The organism is Pseudomonas sp. PvP009, from assembly GCF_017832995.1.
Taxonomy (GTDB): Bacteria; Pseudomonadota; Gammaproteobacteria; order Pseudomonadales; family Pseudomonadaceae; genus Aquipseudomonas; species Aquipseudomonas syringae.
Window position 1 is genome coordinate 3,454,292 of sequence record NZ_JAFIBG010000001.1, and the last position, 15,422, is coordinate 3,469,713.

General features: G+C 60.2%; 13 protein-coding genes. 3 read left to right on the plus strand and 10 right to left on the minus strand.

The window, feature by feature from the left end; genetic code table 11:
• The first annotated feature begins 348 nt into the window (after nucleotides 1-348).
• Complete coding sequence (locus tag JOE29_RS14725) at nucleotides 349-2,004, plus strand: electron transfer flavoprotein-ubiquinone oxidoreductase (protein ID WP_003345630.1); 1,656 nt, start codon at nucleotides 349-351, stop codon at nucleotides 2,002-2,004.
• Nucleotides 2,005-2,175: 171 nt separating this feature from the next.
• Here the strand turns inward: JOE29_RS14725 and JOE29_RS14730 are convergent, their stop codons facing one another.
• Entirely contained in the window at nucleotides 2,176-3,069 is an 894-nt protein-coding gene (locus JOE29_RS14730) for an AraC family transcriptional regulator (protein ID WP_046719667.1), read from the minus strand.
• Between the two features lie 179 nt (nucleotides 3,070-3,248).
• Between JOE29_RS14730 and JOE29_RS14735 the strand changes: the two genes are divergently transcribed.
• On the plus strand, nucleotides 3,249-4,301 hold the full coding sequence (locus JOE29_RS14735; RefSeq protein WP_003394533.1) for an NAD(P)-dependent alcohol dehydrogenase: 1,053 nt from the start codon (nucleotides 3,249-3,251) through the stop codon (nucleotides 4,299-4,301).
• Nucleotides 4,302-4,312: 11 nt separating this feature from the next.
• On the opposite strand, the gene JOE29_RS14740 is transcribed toward JOE29_RS14735, so the two are convergent.
• The 9 genes from JOE29_RS14740 to leuC form a co-directional block, all read right to left on the minus strand.
• The gene (locus JOE29_RS14740) at nucleotides 4,313-5,122 is read right to left on the minus strand and encodes an IclR family transcriptional regulator (protein WP_103693671.1); all 810 of its coding nucleotides are present in this window, start codon (nucleotides 5,120-5,122) and stop codon (nucleotides 4,313-4,315) included.
• Nucleotides 5,123-5,201: 79 nt separating this feature from the next.
• A complete protein-coding gene (locus JOE29_RS14745; protein ID WP_003316531.1) occupies nucleotides 5,202-6,512 on the minus strand; it encodes an MFS transporter in 1,311 nt (436 codons plus the stop codon).
• A 326-nt stretch (nucleotides 6,513-6,838) separates the two neighbouring features.
• Complete coding sequence (dgoD, locus tag JOE29_RS14750) at nucleotides 6,839-7,987, minus strand: galactonate dehydratase (RefSeq protein ID WP_003394509.1); 1,149 nt, start codon at nucleotides 7,985-7,987, stop codon at nucleotides 6,839-6,841.
• A gap of 66 nt (nucleotides 7,988-8,053) precedes the next feature.
• Nucleotides 8,054-8,689 carry a 2-dehydro-3-deoxy-6-phosphogalactonate aldolase gene (locus JOE29_RS14755; RefSeq protein ID WP_210079647.1) on the minus strand — a complete coding sequence of 212 codons (636 nt, stop codon included), beginning with the start codon at nucleotides 8,687-8,689 and terminating at the stop codon, nucleotides 8,054-8,056.
• A 1-nt stretch (nucleotide 8,690) separates the two neighbouring features.
• On the minus strand, nucleotides 8,691-9,695 hold the full coding sequence (locus JOE29_RS14760; RefSeq protein ID WP_210079648.1) for a 2-dehydro-3-deoxygalactonokinase: 1,005 nt from the start codon (nucleotides 9,693-9,695) through the stop codon (nucleotides 8,691-8,693).
• Between the two features lie 180 nt (nucleotides 9,696-9,875).
• A complete protein-coding gene (gene asd, locus JOE29_RS14765) occupies nucleotides 9,876-10,988 on the minus strand; it encodes an aspartate-semialdehyde dehydrogenase (RefSeq protein WP_103364551.1) in 1,113 nt (370 codons plus the stop codon).
• A 70-nt stretch (nucleotides 10,989-11,058) separates the two neighbouring features.
• Nucleotides 11,059-12,141 (minus strand): 3-isopropylmalate dehydrogenase, encoded by a 1,083-nt coding sequence (leuB, locus tag JOE29_RS14770; RefSeq protein ID WP_004418320.1) that lies wholly within the window; start codon nucleotides 12,139-12,141, stop codon nucleotides 11,059-11,061.
• Between the two features lie 147 nt (nucleotides 12,142-12,288).
• Nucleotides 12,289-12,930 (minus strand): 3-isopropylmalate dehydratase small subunit, encoded by a 642-nt coding sequence (leuD, locus tag JOE29_RS14775; protein ID WP_210079649.1) that lies wholly within the window; start codon nucleotides 12,928-12,930, stop codon nucleotides 12,289-12,291.
• A 10-nt stretch (nucleotides 12,931-12,940) separates the two neighbouring features.
• Nucleotides 12,941-14,365 carry a 3-isopropylmalate dehydratase large subunit gene (gene leuC / locus JOE29_RS14780; protein ID WP_003316525.1) on the minus strand — a complete coding sequence of 475 codons (1,425 nt, stop codon included), beginning with the start codon at nucleotides 14,363-14,365 and terminating at the stop codon, nucleotides 12,941-12,943.
• Between the two features lie 145 nt (nucleotides 14,366-14,510).
• Between leuC and JOE29_RS14785 the strand changes: the two genes are divergently transcribed.
• Nucleotides 14,511-15,383 (plus strand): LysR family transcriptional regulator, encoded by an 873-nt coding sequence (locus tag JOE29_RS14785; protein ID WP_003316523.1) that lies wholly within the window; start codon nucleotides 14,511-14,513, stop codon nucleotides 15,381-15,383.
• Nucleotides 15,384-15,422: the final 39 nt, after the last annotated feature.

Below are 15,422 nucleotides of genomic sequence, written 5' to 3' on the forward strand. Positions count from 1 at the left end.
GACGTTGACCTGTTGCCTGCAGCGCGTCTGCCTGATGCCTTTTGAGAGATTGCCCGCAATCCGGGAACCTCGTTTCAGCCTACGGCAAACGCAAAACCGCCCGTATATTGACCGCAACGCCTTTTCCGGTCAATACGCCAAATCGGCCAGTTCCGAGTCTGGTGTCTTTGATTTATCTGGCCTGCGGCCGATTCAAACAAACGTTTGTATTGGACCCGCGCAGTGGTGTAGATATAATGCGAACCATTAAAAGACGGGGCGGTTCAATACCTCCATGCGTCGGCCTGCAGCAACCAAAAAAGCAGTGCCCATAAAAACACCGTGAGCCTTGAGAGTAGGAGATAGCCTGTGGAACGCGAATACATGGAATTCGACGTCGTTATCGTCGGAGCCGGCCCGTCCGGGCTTTCTGCCGCTTGCCGCCTTAAACAGAAGGCCGCTGAAGCTGGCCAGGAAATCAGCGTCTGCGTGGTGGAAAAAGGCTCCGAAGTCGGTGCGCACATCCTCTCCGGTGCCGTATTCGAGCCCCGCGCACTGAACGAACTGTTCCCGAACTGGCAGGAACTTGGCGCTCCGCTCAACACGCCGGTCAAGCGCGACGACATCTATGTGCTGCGCGACGCCGAAAAAGCCCAGAAAATACCGGACTTTTTCGTCCCCAAGACCATGCACAACCATGGCAACTACATCATCTCGCTGGGCAACCTGTGCCGCTGGCTGGCGCAGCAGGCTGAAAACCTCGGTGTCGAAATCTATCCGGGCTTTGCCGCCCAGGAAGCGCTGTTCGACGAAAACGGAGTGGTACGCGGCATCGTCACCGGCGACCTGGGTGTCGACCGCGAAGGCAATCCGAAGGAAGGCCTGTACACCCCCGGCATGGAACTGCGCGCCAAGTACACGCTGTTCGCCGAAGGCTGCCGTGGTCACATCGGCAAGCAGCTGCTCAAGCGCTTCAAGCTCGACGACGAAGCCGACGTGCAGCATTACGCTATCGGCCTCAAGGAAATCTGGGAAGTCGATCCGGCAAAACATGAACAGGGTCTGGTGGTACACACCGCAGGCTGGCCGTTGAACGATGACAATCCAGGCGGTTCGTTCCTCTACCACCTGGAAAACAATCAGGTGGTGGTCGGCCTGATCATCGACCTGTCCTACAGCAACCCGTACCTCTCGCCGTTCGACGAATTCCAGCGCTACAAGCATCACCCGGTGGTCAAGCAGTACCTGGAAGGCGGCAAGCGCATCAGCTACGGTGCCCGCGCGATTGCCAAGGGCGGCTTGAACTCCCTGCCGAAGATGGTCTTCCCCGGCGGCGCGCTGATCGGCTGCGATCTGGGCACGCTGAATTTCGCCAAGATCAAGGGCAGCCATACAGCGATGAAGTCCGGCATGCTGGCTGCCGATTCGGTAGCCGACGCGCTGCTCGCCGGCAAGGAAGGCGGCGACGTGCTGAACGCCTACGTGGACGCCTTCAAGGCCAGCTGGCTGCATGAAGAACTGTTCGCCAGCCGTAACTTTGGCGTGGCGATCCACAAATACGGCGCGATCAAGGGCGGCGCATTCAACTTCATCGATCAGAACATTTTCGGTGGCAAGCTGCCGTTCACGCTGCACGACACCAAGCCGGACTACGCCTGCCTGAAGCTCGCAGCCGACTCGAAGAAGATCGACTACCCGAAACCCGACGGCAAGCTTAGCTTCGACAAGCTCAGTTCGGTATTCCTCTCCAGCACCAACCATGAAGAGGAACAACCCTGCCACCTGAAGCTGACCGATCCGAGCATCCCGATCAGCAAAAACCTGCCGCTGTATGACGAGCCGGCTCAGCGTTATTGCCCGGCTGGCGTGTATGAAGTCATCACCAAGGAAGACGGCGAGAAACGCTTCCAGATCAACGCGCAGAACTGCGTGCACTGCAAGACCTGCGACATCAAGGACCCGTCGCAGAACATCACCTGGGTGGCACCGGAAGGCGCTGGCGGCCCGACCTACCCGAATATGTGAGGTGAAGCAGCTACAAGCTACAAGCTACAAGCTACAAGCTACAAGCTACAAGCTACAAGCTACAAGCTACAAGCTACAAGCTACAAGCTACAAGCTACAAGCTACAAGCTACAAGCTACAAGCTACAAGCTACAAGCTTTGATCTTGAAGCTTGCGGCTTGAAGCTTGCAGCTAACCCCTACATCCCTCTTCGCCCGGTCTGCGCTCAAAGTAACGTTTGTATTCACGACTGAACTGCGACGCGCTTTGATAGCCGACCTTCAACGCGACCTGCGCCACACCCAGGCCCTCGGCCACCAGCAATTGCTGAGCCTTGAGCAGGCGCAGGCGCTTGAGGTACTGCACCGGCGACAACAGAGTGCTGCGCTTGAAATGCTCATGAAAGGTCGACGTGCTCATGTTCGCGCAACTGGCCAGCGTGTCGACGTTCAACGCGTGGTCATAATGCTCATGCAGGTAGGTCACGGCCGAGGCAATTCGTGCGAACTGCCCCTGCTGTTCGACCAGCGCACGTAGCACCCCCGACTGCGGTCCGCGCAGCGCGGTATACAGCACCTCGCGAATCCGTGCCTGGCCCATGGCCTGACACTCCAGCGGATCATGCAGACAACGCAGCAAACGCTCGACACTGTCGCGCATGGTGTTGTCGATGCGCACCGAGGTCATGGACTCCGGCGTCTGCACCTGACTCTCGTGCCCGGTGACCGGGCCCATCGCCTGCACCAGTTCACCGAGCAACACGCGGTCAATGGCCACTGAAACGCCGTAAAGCGGCTTTTCCGGAGTGGCGAAGGTTTCGCACTTGAACGGCACAGAGAGCGCCTGAATCAGGTAATGCCCGGTGCCGTATTCGAACGTGCGCGGCCCCAGGCACGCGACCTTGCTGCCCTGCACCACGATCATCAGGCTCGGCTCGTAGATCTGCGGGCTGCTGGCGACATAACCAAACGCCGAAAGCACGCGGACCTCCGGCAACGGCGTAGCGACAAACCCCGGGCGCACTGCCAGCGGCTGGATCAGGGAAACGAGGGTTGCATTGCCATCTGGCACAACAGGTAAGGTCATGGGCACAGCCTGACAGAGAAACAGACAGCCGTATCATCGCAGATTTGCGCCTCAGCGCCGACCCTGAAATTTCAGGCCGGAGGAATAGGCATGAAACACGGAGGATTAACCATAGCCGCGAAGGGCCTGTATCAGGACAATGGTTCGCCTCTCTTCCGTTACATCTTGCGAGGTCAAACATGTACACAGCTATCGGTTACGCCGCACAGTCAGCTACCGCTCCCCTCGCCCCGATGACCTTCGAACGTCGCGCTCTGCGTGCCGACGACGTTGCCATCGAAATCCTTTATTGCGGCGTCTGCCACTCCGACATTCACCAGGCGCGCAACGAGTGGGGTATTGCTGTTTACCCACTGATGCCAGGCCACGAAATCGTTGGCCGCGTCACTGCCACTGGCGCCAATGCCACTAAATACAAAGTCGGTGACATGGTCGGCGTAGGCTGCATGGTCGATTCGTGCCGCGAATGCTCGGCCTGCAAGTCGGACCTCGAGCAGTACTGCCTGGAAGGCCCGACCATGACTTACGCAACGCCGGACCGCGTGGACGGCAGCAACACCATGGGCGGTTACTCGAACAGCATCGTGGTCGCCGAGCACTTTGTCGTGCGCGTCCCGGAAAAACTCGATCCGGCCGCTGCTGCGCCGATTCTCTGCGCAGGTATCACCACCTATTCGCCGCTCAAGCACTACGGCGTCAAGGCTGGCGACAAGGTCGGCATTCTGGGCATGGGCGGTCTGGGCCACATGGGCATCAAGTTCGCCAAGGCCATGGGCGCTGAAGTGACCCTGTTCACCCGCTCCGCCGCCAAGGCTCAGGAAGCACATCGTCAAGGCGCCGATCATGTGATCGTATCCACCGACGCTGAACAGATGAAGGCTGCTGCCGGGCACTTCGACTTCCTGCTCGACACCATTCCGGTGCAGCACGACCTGAACCCCTACCTGGAAACACTGCGTTTCGACGGCGCCCACATTCTGGTCGGCCTGATCGAGCCGATCGAGCCGCCAGTACACGCCGCCAACCTGGTAATGAGCCGTCGCGTGCTGGCCGGTTCGTTGATTGGCGGTATCGCGGAAACTCAGGAAGTACTGGATTTCTGTGCCGAGAACGACATCACCTGCGACATCGAAATGCTCGATATCCGCAACATCAACGAAGCCTACGAGCGCATGCTGGCCGGTGACGTGAAGTACCGCTTCGTGATCGACATGGCCACGCTGAAGGCCTGATCGACTGCCGATCAGCCGCCGAGATCGGCCGAGAGTTCCGCTGCGATGGTTTTGATCAGCGGAACCAGCTCGGCCATCTTCTCCAACGGCATGTAGGGCACGGTACTGGCGACACTGATGCCGGCAACGATCTGTTTGCTGGCATCACGTACCGGCGCTGCGACACAACGGATCGACGGCTCGTTGTCCTCCAGATCGAATGCATACCCTCCTTTTACGTACTCCTCCCGCCGTGCCTTCAACTGTTCCCAGGTTTGCTGCTCATGAGCAGGCCATAGCGGATTTCTGCCTGTGCTCGGCATGCTGATTTCATACAGCCGCTGCCACTCGGACTGAGCACTGTCCAGCAGCAGCGCCTTGCCGATACCGGTGCGCACCATCGGCATCCGATGCCCGACCCGCGAACGCATTTCCGGACCATTGCGACCGGGATTCTTGTGCAGATAGAGCACGTCGTCCCCTTCCCGTACTGCCAGATGCACGGTATCGCCGGTCAGCTCGGACAAGCGATCCAGATACGGCCGGGCCAGCATCGCCAGGGGCACCTCTTCACGCGCCTGAAACCCCAGCTCGATCAATTTCGGCCCAAGCAGGTAGCCCACCTGAGGAACGATGCGCAGGTAACGTTCCTCTACCAGACAACTGGCCAGACGGTGCGTGGTGCTGCGCGTGGTGCCGATCAGCCGGGCGATCTCCTTGAGGTCCCGTGCGCCACCGGCAACCGCCTGCACCACCCCCAGCCCGCGCAGCAAGGTCTGAGTCCCGGTGGGTACGGAGTCCTTGCCGGTAATCTTTTCAGGGGTGATCGAATCGTTGTGCATGAGAGGCCTTGCTCGGATCAAAAGGGTTCAGATCGAAAACCGGCGGCATTATCACCGCCTGCGTCCGGATGCGTCGACATCAGAGCTCGATACGCTCCACTTTCCCTACCAGCAGGATGTACGACAGCGCGCCCAGCAGTGCCAGGACCGAAATGTAGGTGATGGCAGGCGCGAACGAGTCTCCCGACGCCAGAAAGCCAATCACGATCGGGGTGGCGATGGCAGAAAGGTTGCCGATGAAGTTGAACGTGCCACCGGTCAGGCCCAGCAGGCGCGCCGGTGCCAGGGTCGAGACCAGCGACCAGGTGATCGACGCCAGACCGTTGCCGAAGAACGCCAGCGCCAGAAAGGTGATCACCAGCGGCGTGGAGTCGACGAAGTTGGCACCGATGATCGAGGTCGAGATCAGCAGTCCGGCAATGATCGGCAACTTGCGTGCAAAGCCTACGCTATGCCCGCGACGGATCAGCCAGTCGGAAAAGAAGCCCGAGCACAGCACACCGACGAATGCGGCGAGGAACGGCAACGACGCCAGCAGGCCAGACTTGATGAAGTCCATACCCCGGTATTTCACCAGGTAGGTCGGGAACCAGGTCAGGAAAAACCACAGCGTCGAGTTCAGGCAGAACTGCCCCAGGTAGATGCCCCACAGCTTGCGCCTGCTCAACACAATACCCAGGTCCAGCCAGCTGAACGCCTGCTTCTGTTTTTCGACATCCTTCTGGATGTCCACCAGCCCGCCGCCCTCCTGAATCAGCTCGATTTCCTGCTGATTGACGCCTTTGAAATCACGTGGCTCGCGATACACCGTGTACCAGATCAACGCCCACAACACGCCGACTCCACCGGTGGCGACAAACACCATGTGCCAGCCGTAATGCGCCTGCAACCAGGCCAGTACCGGGGTCAAAAACGCCAGACCGACGAACTGTCCGGAGGTGTAGACGCCGATAGCGGTAGCCCGCTCGCGCTCGGGAAACCAGGTGGTGACCACGCGGCTGTTGATCGGATAAGCAGGTGCTTCCAGCGCACCGACCGCCATGCGCAGTACGAACAGGGCGATGAAGCTGGCGGCGAAGCCGAGCATGATGGTCGCGATGGACCACAGCAGCAGGGCTGCGGTATAGAGAATGCGCGGCGGTACGCGGTCCACCAGCCAGCCCCCGGGCAGCTGCATGGCGGCGTAGGTCCAGCCGAACGCGGAAAAGATCAGCCCGACGTGCACCGGGTCGAGGCCCAGCTCGGAGGTCAGCGCTGGTGCGGCAATCGACAGGTTGCTGCGGTCCAGGTAGTTGATCACTACGGTGATGAACAGCAGCACCATGATAAAGAAACGCTTGCGGGACGGCGTCACCAGGGATGCCGCACCCTCCAGAGTTCGAGTGCGCATGGAATGTAGCCTCTTGTTGGATTTATTGAGGTCTGTGTTTCGATATAACCGAGCTGAAGGCACGCCGATTCTCGTTCCCGCGCAGAGCGCTCATCGTTATACGCAAGTGCGCTTTTGATTCTGGCCGAAGGCCTTAGGAGCGAACGTGTTCGCGAAGACAATTGTTCAAACGAAACATTTTCAGAGAACAGGTAAGCCTGTTCGCGAACACGTTCGCTCCTACGCCCTGCGGGCAGAAGCCTGAACGCCCATTTTCCAGGCTCTTCAGGACTTATGTATGGCGATGAGCGCAGAGCGCCGAAACGATGGCTAGCGGATTTGCTTTTCTACCACTCGGCAAAACTGCCATCCGCATGACGCCAGATCGGGTTGCGCCAGCGGTGGCCGATGGCGGCGCGTTCAATGACGTATTCTTCGTTGATTTCGATGCCCAGGCCGGGGCCGTTGGGGATCTTGACCATGCCTTTGTCGTAGTCGAAGACTTCCGGGTGCTTGACGTAATCGAGCAGGTCGTTGCTTTCGTTGTAGTGAATACCCAGGCTCTGCTCCTGGATGAAGGCGTTGTAGCAAACCGCGTCCAGTTGCAGGCAGGCCGCCAGCGCGATAGGCCCCAGCGGGCAATGCAGCGCCAGTGCGACGTCGTAGGCTTCAGCCATGTTGGCGATCTTGCGGGTTTCGGTAATGCCACCGGCGTGCGAGGCATCCGGCTGGATGATGTCGACGTAGCCTTCGCTCAATACGCGCTTGAAGTCCCAGCGCGAGAACAGCCGCTCGCCCAGCGCAATCGGCGTACTGGTCAGCGGCGCCAGTTCCTTCAGTGCTTCATAGTTCTCGCTGAGCACCGGCTCTTCGATGAACATCAGCTTGTACGGGTCCAGCTCCTTCATCAGCACCTTGGCCATCGGCTTGTGAACCCGGCCGTGGAAGTCCACACCAATGCCGACATTCGGCCCCACTGCATCACGCACGGCGGCCACGTTGGCCAGTGCCAGGTCGACCTTGTCGAAGGTGTCGAGAAACTGCAGCTCTTCGGTGCCATTCATCTTCACCGCCGTAAAACCGCGCTCGACCGCTTCCTTGGCGGCGCGCGCCGTATCGGCGGGCCGATCACCGCCAATCCACGAATAGACGCGAATCTTGTCACGCACCTGACCGCCGAGCAGATCACTGACCGACACCCCCAGCGCTTTGCCCTTGATGTCCCACAACGCCTGATCGATGCCGGCCAGCGCACTCATGTGAATCGCGCCGCCGCGATAGAAGCCGCCGCGGTACAGCACGGTCCAGATGTCTTCAATGTTGCGCGGATCCTTGCCGATCAGGTAATCGGAAAGCTCTTCCACAGCGGCAGCGACCGTGTGCGCGCGGCCTTCGACCACTGGCTCGCCCCAGCCGACAACGCCCTCGTCGGTCTCGACCTTGAGGAAGCACCAGCGCGGCGGAACGATGAACGTGGTGAGTTTGGTGATTTTCATGATTGCGGTTTCTCTTGTTGATTCTCTTGTTGGATAGCGGCTACTGCACGACGGCGTCTGCGCCGGTCAGTCTGCAGGCGCTGCGCTGTGCAGCTTCCAGGCCGCCACATAGGCCTGGGCACGCTCGGTGACGTCTGCGACGCTCATGCCGGGTTTGAACAGCCCGGAGCCCAGGCCAAACCCCTTCACGCCCGCATCGAGAAATACCTTCATGTTGTCCGGCGAAATCCCCCCGACCGGCAGCAGAATCGTGCCCTTGGGCAAGACCGCCAGCCACGCCTTGACCACCGCAGGCGACATTTGCTCGGCAGGAAACAGCTTGAGCACATCGGCACCTTCGGCCAGTGCCGCAAAGGCTTCGGTCGGCGTCGCGACCCCTGGCGACAGGAACAGCCCGGCCGCCTTGGCCGCACGCAGCACCTTGGCGTCACTGTGCGGCATAACGATCACTTGCCCGCCGGCATCCTTGACCTGAGTCACCTGCTCAGCGGTGAGCACGGTGCCAGCACCGATCAGGCAATCGGCAGGCAATTGCTGACGCAACAAGCGGATGCTGTCGAACGGTTGCGGGGAGTTGAGCGGCACTTCGATGACCCGAAACCCCGCCTCGTACAGCGCATCGCCCACGGCAGGCGCGTCTTCGGGACGCAGGCCGCGCAGAATCGCGACCAGGCCATTTTCTTTCAATGCTTGCTTGAGCATGTCAAACCTCTCGAATGTGTTGGGACGAGCGGCGCGCGATCAGACCGGCCTGAACGGCGACCTGCCACAGGCCACGCTCGGTCGCCTGCTCGGCCAATGTCACCCCGGGAAAGCCACAAACGGCCAGCCCGCGTGCATAGCGCGTGCACAGCGAATCGCTGCCGATGAGGATCACCGCAGGCAATTGTTCGTGGTTGTGCAGGTGCAGCCTGGCGATGGCCCCCAGTTCATGGCCAATCAACAGGCCGGAAAGATAGTCAGGTTGCGCACTGGCAGCCAATTGCCCGGTCAGGCCGAGCGTTCGCGTGCTGAAAATCGTCGACAGTGGCCCCGCGGAGCCTGCGTCGGACAGAGCAATCGACAGGCCGCGGTCAAACGCCTGCTCGTCGAACGCCTGCGAAGGCTGCATGGTGCGTCCGAGAATGGTATGTGCGCAGAATGCGGCGTAGACCTCGCCGGTCATGAAGGTGTCGAAGTGAACGATGCGCCCGCGCTCTACCTGCACCCATTTGGAGTGACTGCCAGGCAGACCGATCAGCAGAGGCTGGCTGCCCTGCCCGTCTTCGAGCCCCGCCAGCACACCCAGCACCTGGGTTTCTTCGCCACGCATGACGTTAGGCAGGGTCGAGCGCTGCAGGACACCGGGGATGATGTGCACGGTTACACCGCGCACGCTGCGCACGGTCTGCAACGCTGCGCTCAGTTCGTTGACGCTGGCCGGCGTTTCCCGGTAAGCCGCCTCGCGCCAGCCCTGCGCGCTGCCGACCATGCCGCAGGCAATCACCTGCAGGTCTGGCTGGGCATCGAGCCAGTCGCCGCACGCCTGGTCAAAGGCCAGTTCGAAACCGTCACTGCAGAACTGCCCCGCGATCAGCCGCGGCGTGGTTGGCAACTGCATGATGCCCGCGCTCAATGCGCGCTGTTCCAGTACCTGGCCATTTTCGCCAAGTCGATAAGCACGAAGTGAGGTTGTCCCCCAATCGAGCGCGATCAATTGCGCCTGCATTGCGTCACCTGTTGTTTTTTTGAAAGTGAGTGCAGGACGACTATAAACCCGTTGTTACACTTATCTCAATATGTAAATTTCAACCCCATATATAGGGACAAAGGGCGATCAATCAAAAGTATCAGCCATTAAAAAACCCGCCTCCCTTTCGGAAAGCGGGTTTGCTGTGAAACCGAAGCCTCAACGCTCCAGCAGGATTCTCAGCATGCGACGCAGCGGCTCCGCAGCGCCCCACAACAGCTGGTCACCCACGGTGAAAGCGCCCAGGTATTGCGAACCCATGTTCAGTTTGCGCAGACGCCCCACCGGAATGCTCATGGTGCCGGTCACCGCCGTCGGGCTCAGCTCGTGCATGCTGGCTTCGCGGTTGTTCGGCACCAGCTTGACCCACGGGTTGTGCTGGCTGATCAAGCCTTCGATGTCCGCAATCGGCACATCCTTGTTCAGCTTGATGGTCAGCGCCTGGCTGTGGCAGCGCATGGCGCCGATGCGCACGCAGATGCCGTCCACCGGGATCGGGCTCTTGAAGCGACCGAGGATCTTGTTGGTCTCGGCCTGGCCTTTCCACTCTTCGCGGCTCTGGCCGTTTGGCAGGGCCTTGTCGATCCACGGGATCAGGCTGCCCGCCAGCGGCACGCCGAAGTTCTCGGTGGGGAACGACTCGTTGCGCATGGCTTCAGCCACCTTGCGGTCGATGTCCAGAATGGCGCTGGCCGGGTTGGCCAGATCATCGGCCACCGAGGCATGCACCGCGCCCATTTGCCGGATCAGCTCACGCATGTTCTGCGCGCCGGCGCCGGAGGCCGCCTGATAGGTCATGACGTTCATCCACTCGACCAGACCGGCATCGAACAGGCCGCCCAGGCCCATCAGCATCAGGCTGACGGTGCAGTTGCCACCGATATAGTTCTTGGTACCCGCATCCAGTTGCTGGTCGATGACCTTGCGGTTCACCGGGTCAAGCACGATGACCGCGTCATCCTGCATGCGCAGGCTCGACGCCGCATCGATCCAGTAACCCTGCCAGCCCGCTTCGCGCAGCTTGGGGAACACCTCATTGGTGTAGTCGCCACCCTGGCAGGTCAGCACCACGTCCAGGGTTTTCAGCTCGTCGATGCTGTAGGCATCTTTCAGGGGCGCAACATCCTTGCCCACCGAAGGCGCCTGGCCACCGACATTGGAAGTAGTGAAGAACACCGGCTCAATGAGATCGAAGTCCTGCTCTTCCCGCATCCGCTGCATGAGCACGGAACCGACCATGCCACGCCAACCGATCAGACCTACACGTTTCATCGCAACTACACCTTGAATAAAAGTGGGACCGCCGCTCTACGCGTACACAGCAGGCGGCGGGCCAGAGAGATTACAGATTCCGCAGCGCGGCGACTACAGCATCGCCCATTTCCTGCGTACCGACTTTGACTTTGCCTTCCGACCAGATGTCGCCGGTGCGGATACCCTGATCCAGAACCAGGCTGACGGCCTTTTCGATGGCGTCGGCCGCATCGGTCAGATTGAAGCTGTAACGCAGCATCATCGACACCGACAGAATAGTCGCCAACGGGTTGGCAATGCCTTTGCCGGCGATGTCCGGCGCAGAACCGTGACATGGCTCGTACATGCCCTTGTTGGCCGTGTCCAGCGAGGCCGACGGCAGCATGCCGATGGAGCCGGTGAGCATCGACGCCTGATCGGAGAGAATGTCGCCGAACAAGTTGTCGGTCACGATCACATCGAACTGCTTGGGTGCACGCACCAGTTGCATGGCAGCGTTGTCGACGTACATGTGGCTCAGTTCGACTTCAGGGTAATCCTTGGCAACCTGCTCGACGATTTCGCGCCACAGCTGGCTGGACGCCAGTACGTTGGCCTTGTCCACCGAGCAGAGCTTCTTGCTACGCACCATGGCCATGTCGAAACCGACTTTGGCAATGCGGCGGATCTCGCTTTCGCTGTACGGCAGCGTGTCATAAGCCTGACGCTCGCCATTATCCAGCACCCGCGTGCCGCGTGGCGCGCCGAAATAGATGCCACCGGTCAACTCGCGAACGATCAGGATATCCAGGCCGGCGACAATTTCCGGTTTCAGGCTCGACGCGTCGGCCAGTTGCGGATAAAGGATCGCCGGACGCAGGTTGCCGAACAGGCCCAGTTGCGAGCGTATTTTCAGCAGACCGCGCTCAGGACGGATGTCGCGCTCGATGGTGTCCCATTTCGGGCCGCCGACTGCACCCAGCAGCACGGCATCGGCCGCACGGGCACGCTCCAGGGTTTCATCGGCCAGCGGCACGCCGTGCTTGTCGATGGCCGCGCCGCCGATCACGTCGTGGGTCAACTCAAACCCCAGCTGATACTTTTCATTGGCCAGCTCCAGCACCTTGACCGCTTCGGTCATGATTTCCGGACCAATACCATCACCAGGGAGAATCAGAATCTGCTTGCTCATAACATCCTCGATTTTGTGCATCGGCGTCTTTGACAACGCCTGCTTGAAACGCTCGATACCACAGAAAATTTAGCGTGCCGCGAAAACACTTTTGCCAGCAAGGGGCAATTGCACCTTACTGGCAAACATGCATCCGCTGGCAATCAATCAGTCGCGAAACAGCCACGGCTGGCTGGCGCGATGCTTGCTCTCGAAACCGGCGATGGCCTCGGCGTCCATCAGCGTCAGGCCGATATCGTCCAGACCGTTGAGCAGGCAATGCTTGCGGAACGCATCGATTTCAAAGCTCAGGACCTTGCCATCCGGGCGGGTCACGGTCTGCGCCTGCAGATCGATACTCAACTGATAACCGGGCACGGCTTCCACCTGCTTGAACAGTTGATCGACGTCTTCCTCGGACAGGATGATCGGCAACAAGCCGTTCTTGAAGCTGTTGTTGAAGAAGATGTCCGCGTAGCTCGGCGCAATGATTGCGCAGAAACCGTACTCTTCCAGTGCCCACGGCGCGTGTTCGCGGCTCGAGCCGCAGCCGAAGTTTTCCCGGGCCAACAGAACACTGGCACCCTGATACCGCTCGTGGTTGAGGACGAAGTCAGTGTTCAATGGGCGCTTGGAGTTGTCCTGGTAAGGCTGCCCCACGTCCAGATAACGCCATTCATCGAACAGGTTCGGACCGAAACCGGTGCGCTTGATCGACTTGAGAAACTGCTTGGGAATGATCTGGTCAGTGTCGACGTTGGCACGATCCAGAGGAGCGACCAGGCCACGGTGCTGGGTAAAGGCTTTCATACGGGACTCCTCAGTGCTGGATCAGGTCGCGAACATCGATGAAACGGCCATTCACCGCAGCGGCAGCGGCCATCGCCGGGCTCACCAGATGCGTGCGGCCACCGGCCCCCTGACGACCTTCGAAGTTACGGTTGGAGGTCGACGCGCAGTGCTCGCCGGAACCCAGGCGGTCCGGGTTCATCGCCAGGCACATGGAGCAGCCCGGTTCACGCCATTCAAAGCCGGCTTCGATGAACACCTTGTCCAGCCCCTCCTTCTCGGCCTGCGCCTTGATCAGCCCCGAGCCCGGCACCACGATGGCCTGCTTGATGGTTGAAGCCACCTTGCGACCTTTGGCAACGTCCGCAGCGGCGCGCAAGTCTTCGATGCGCGAGTTGGTGCAGGAACCGATGAATACCCGGTCCAGCTGGATATCGGTAATCGGCTGATTGGCTTTCAGGCCCATGTACTTGAGCGCACGCTCGATGGACCCACGCTTGACCAGATCCGGCTCTTGCGCAGGGTCCGGCACGTTCTGATCGACCGCCAGGACCATTTCCGGCGAAGTACCCCAGCTGACCTGCGGCTTGATCTGTGCGGCGTCCAGCTTGACCACGGTATCGAACACAGCGTCCGGGTCGGACACCAGGTCCTTCCAGGCTTCGACAGCGAGGTCCCACTCCGCGCCCTTGGGCGCGAACGGACGGCCTTTGACGTACTCGACGGTCTTCTCGTCAGTGGCCACCATGCCCACCCGCGCGCCCGCTTCGATGGACATGTTGCAGATGGTCATGCGCCCTTCGATCGACAGGTCGCGGATCGCGCTGCCGGCGAACTCGATGGCGTAACCGTTACCGCCGGCAGTGCCGATCTTGCCGATCACTGCCAGTACGATGTCCTTGGCTGTCACGCCAAACGGCAATTGCCCTTCGACCGACACCAGCATGTTCTTCATTTTCTTGGCAACCAGGCACTGGGTAGCGAGCACGTGCTCGACCTCGGAAGTGCCGATGCCGTGGGCCAGCGCACCGAATGCGCCGTGGGTCGAGGTGTGCGAGTCGCCGCAGACCACGCTCATGCCTGGCAGGGTTGCGCCCTGCTCCGGGCCGATCACGTGGACGATGCCCTGGCGCGGGTCATTCATCTTGAATTCGGTGATGCCGTACTCGTCGCAGTTGTCGTCGAGGGTCTGCACCTGCAAGCGCGACACCTGATCCTCGATGGCACCGATGCCACCCTTGCGTTCCGCGGTGGTCGGCACGTTATGGTCAGGCGTGGCGATGATCGAGTCGATCCGCCAAGGCTTGCGCTTCGCCAGCCGCAGACCTTCGAACGCCTGCGGCGAGGTCACTTCGTGGATGATATGACGATCAATGTAGATCAGCGCCGAACCATCGTCGCGCTGTTTGACCAAATGCGAATCCCAGAGCTTGTCGTAGAGCGTTTTCCCGGCCATCGGACGTACTTCCTCATCAGCTTCTTTCTATGCCTTGGGCAATCGTGGCGATGACCCTTTGGCTTGTGCGGTCATCCTATGGAATATGCTTAAATAACTCAAATTCATAATTTTCATACTTTGGATAACCAACTGGAATCTAACCATGGACCTGGCCAACCTCAATGCCTTTATCGCCATCGCCGAGACCGGCAGCTTCTCCGGGGCAGGCGAACGCCTTTACCTGACCCAACCGGCCATCAGCAAGCGGATTGCCGGTCTGGAGCAGCAACTCAACGTGCGTCTGTTCGACCGCCTGGGCCGCGAAGTCAGTCTGACCGAGGCCGGACGCGCCCTGCTGCCGCGCGCCTACCAGATTCTCAACGTGCTGGATGACACCCGCCGTGCTTTGACCAACCTGACCGGGGAAGTCACCGGGCGGTTGACTCTGGCGACCAGCCATCACATAGGCCTGCACCGTTTGCCGCCGATATTGCGGGCCTTTACCCGTACTTACCCGAAGGTTGCACTGGACATTCAGTTCCTGGATTCGGAAATCGCTTATGAAGAAATTCTTCACGGGCGCGCCGAGTTGGCAGTCATTACACTGGCGCCCGAGCCGCATGCACTGATCCGCGCCGTGCCCGTCTGGGACGATCCGCTGGATTTCGTCGCGGCACCCGAGCACGCGCTGGCCAACAGCGGCCCGATGAAGCTGGAGGATATTGTGCGCTATCCGGCGGTATTTCCCGGCGGTAACACGTTTACCCATCACATTGTCAGCGGATTGTGCGAGGCCCAGGGCCTCAAGCCCAACATCGCCATGAGCACCAACTATATGGAGACCATCAAGATGATGGTTTCCATCGGCCTGGCCTGGAGTGTTCTGCCACGCACCATGCTCGACGAGCAGGTCGCGCGCATACCGCTGCCGGGCGTACAGCTCAATCGCCAGCTAGGCTACATCCTGCACACCGAACGCACGCTGTCGAATGCGGCACGGGCATTCATGAAATTGCTCGATGCGCAGACACAGTGAGTAGATGCTGCTGCAGGCCGCAGGCAGATCGCTCTGGCG

Coding starts and splice junctions, on each gene's coding strand:
- JOE29_RS14730 (WP_046719667.1), bottom strand. CDS start 3,069: ATGACCTTACCTGTTGTGCCAGATGGCAATGCAACCCTCGTTTCCCTG.
- JOE29_RS14735 (WP_003394533.1), top strand. CDS start 3,249: ATGTACACAGCTATCGGTTACGCCGCACAGTCAGCTACCGCTCCCCTC.
- JOE29_RS14740 (WP_103693671.1), bottom strand. CDS start 5,122: ATGCACAACGATTCGATCACCCCTGAAAAGATTACCGGCAAGGACTCC.
- JOE29_RS14745 (WP_003316531.1), bottom strand. CDS start 6,512: ATGCGCACTCGAACTCTGGAGGGTGCGGCATCCCTGGTGACGCCGTCC.
- dgoD (WP_003394509.1), bottom strand. CDS start 7,987: ATGAAAATCACCAAACTCACCACGTTCATCGTTCCGCCGCGCTGGTGC.
- JOE29_RS14755 (WP_210079647.1), bottom strand. CDS start 8,689: ATGCTCAAGCAAGCATTGAAAGAAAATGGCCTGGTCGCGATTCTGCGC.
- JOE29_RS14760 (WP_210079648.1), bottom strand. CDS start 9,695: ATGCAGGCGCAATTGATCGCGCTCGATTGGGGGACAACCTCACTTCGT.
- asd (WP_103364551.1), bottom strand. CDS start 10,988: ATGAAACGTGTAGGTCTGATCGGTTGGCGTGGCATGGTCGGTTCCGTG.
- leuB (WP_004418320.1), bottom strand. CDS start 12,141: ATGAGCAAGCAGATTCTGATTCTCCCTGGTGATGGTATTGGTCCGGAA.
- leuD (WP_210079649.1), bottom strand. CDS start 12,930: ATGAAAGCCTTTACCCAGCACCGTGGCCTGGTCGCTCCTCTGGATCGT.
- leuC (WP_003316525.1), bottom strand. CDS start 14,365: ATGGCCGGGAAAACGCTCTACGACAAGCTCTGGGATTCGCATTTGGTC.
- JOE29_RS14785 (WP_003316523.1), top strand. CDS start 14,511: ATGGACCTGGCCAACCTCAATGCCTTTATCGCCATCGCCGAGACCGGC.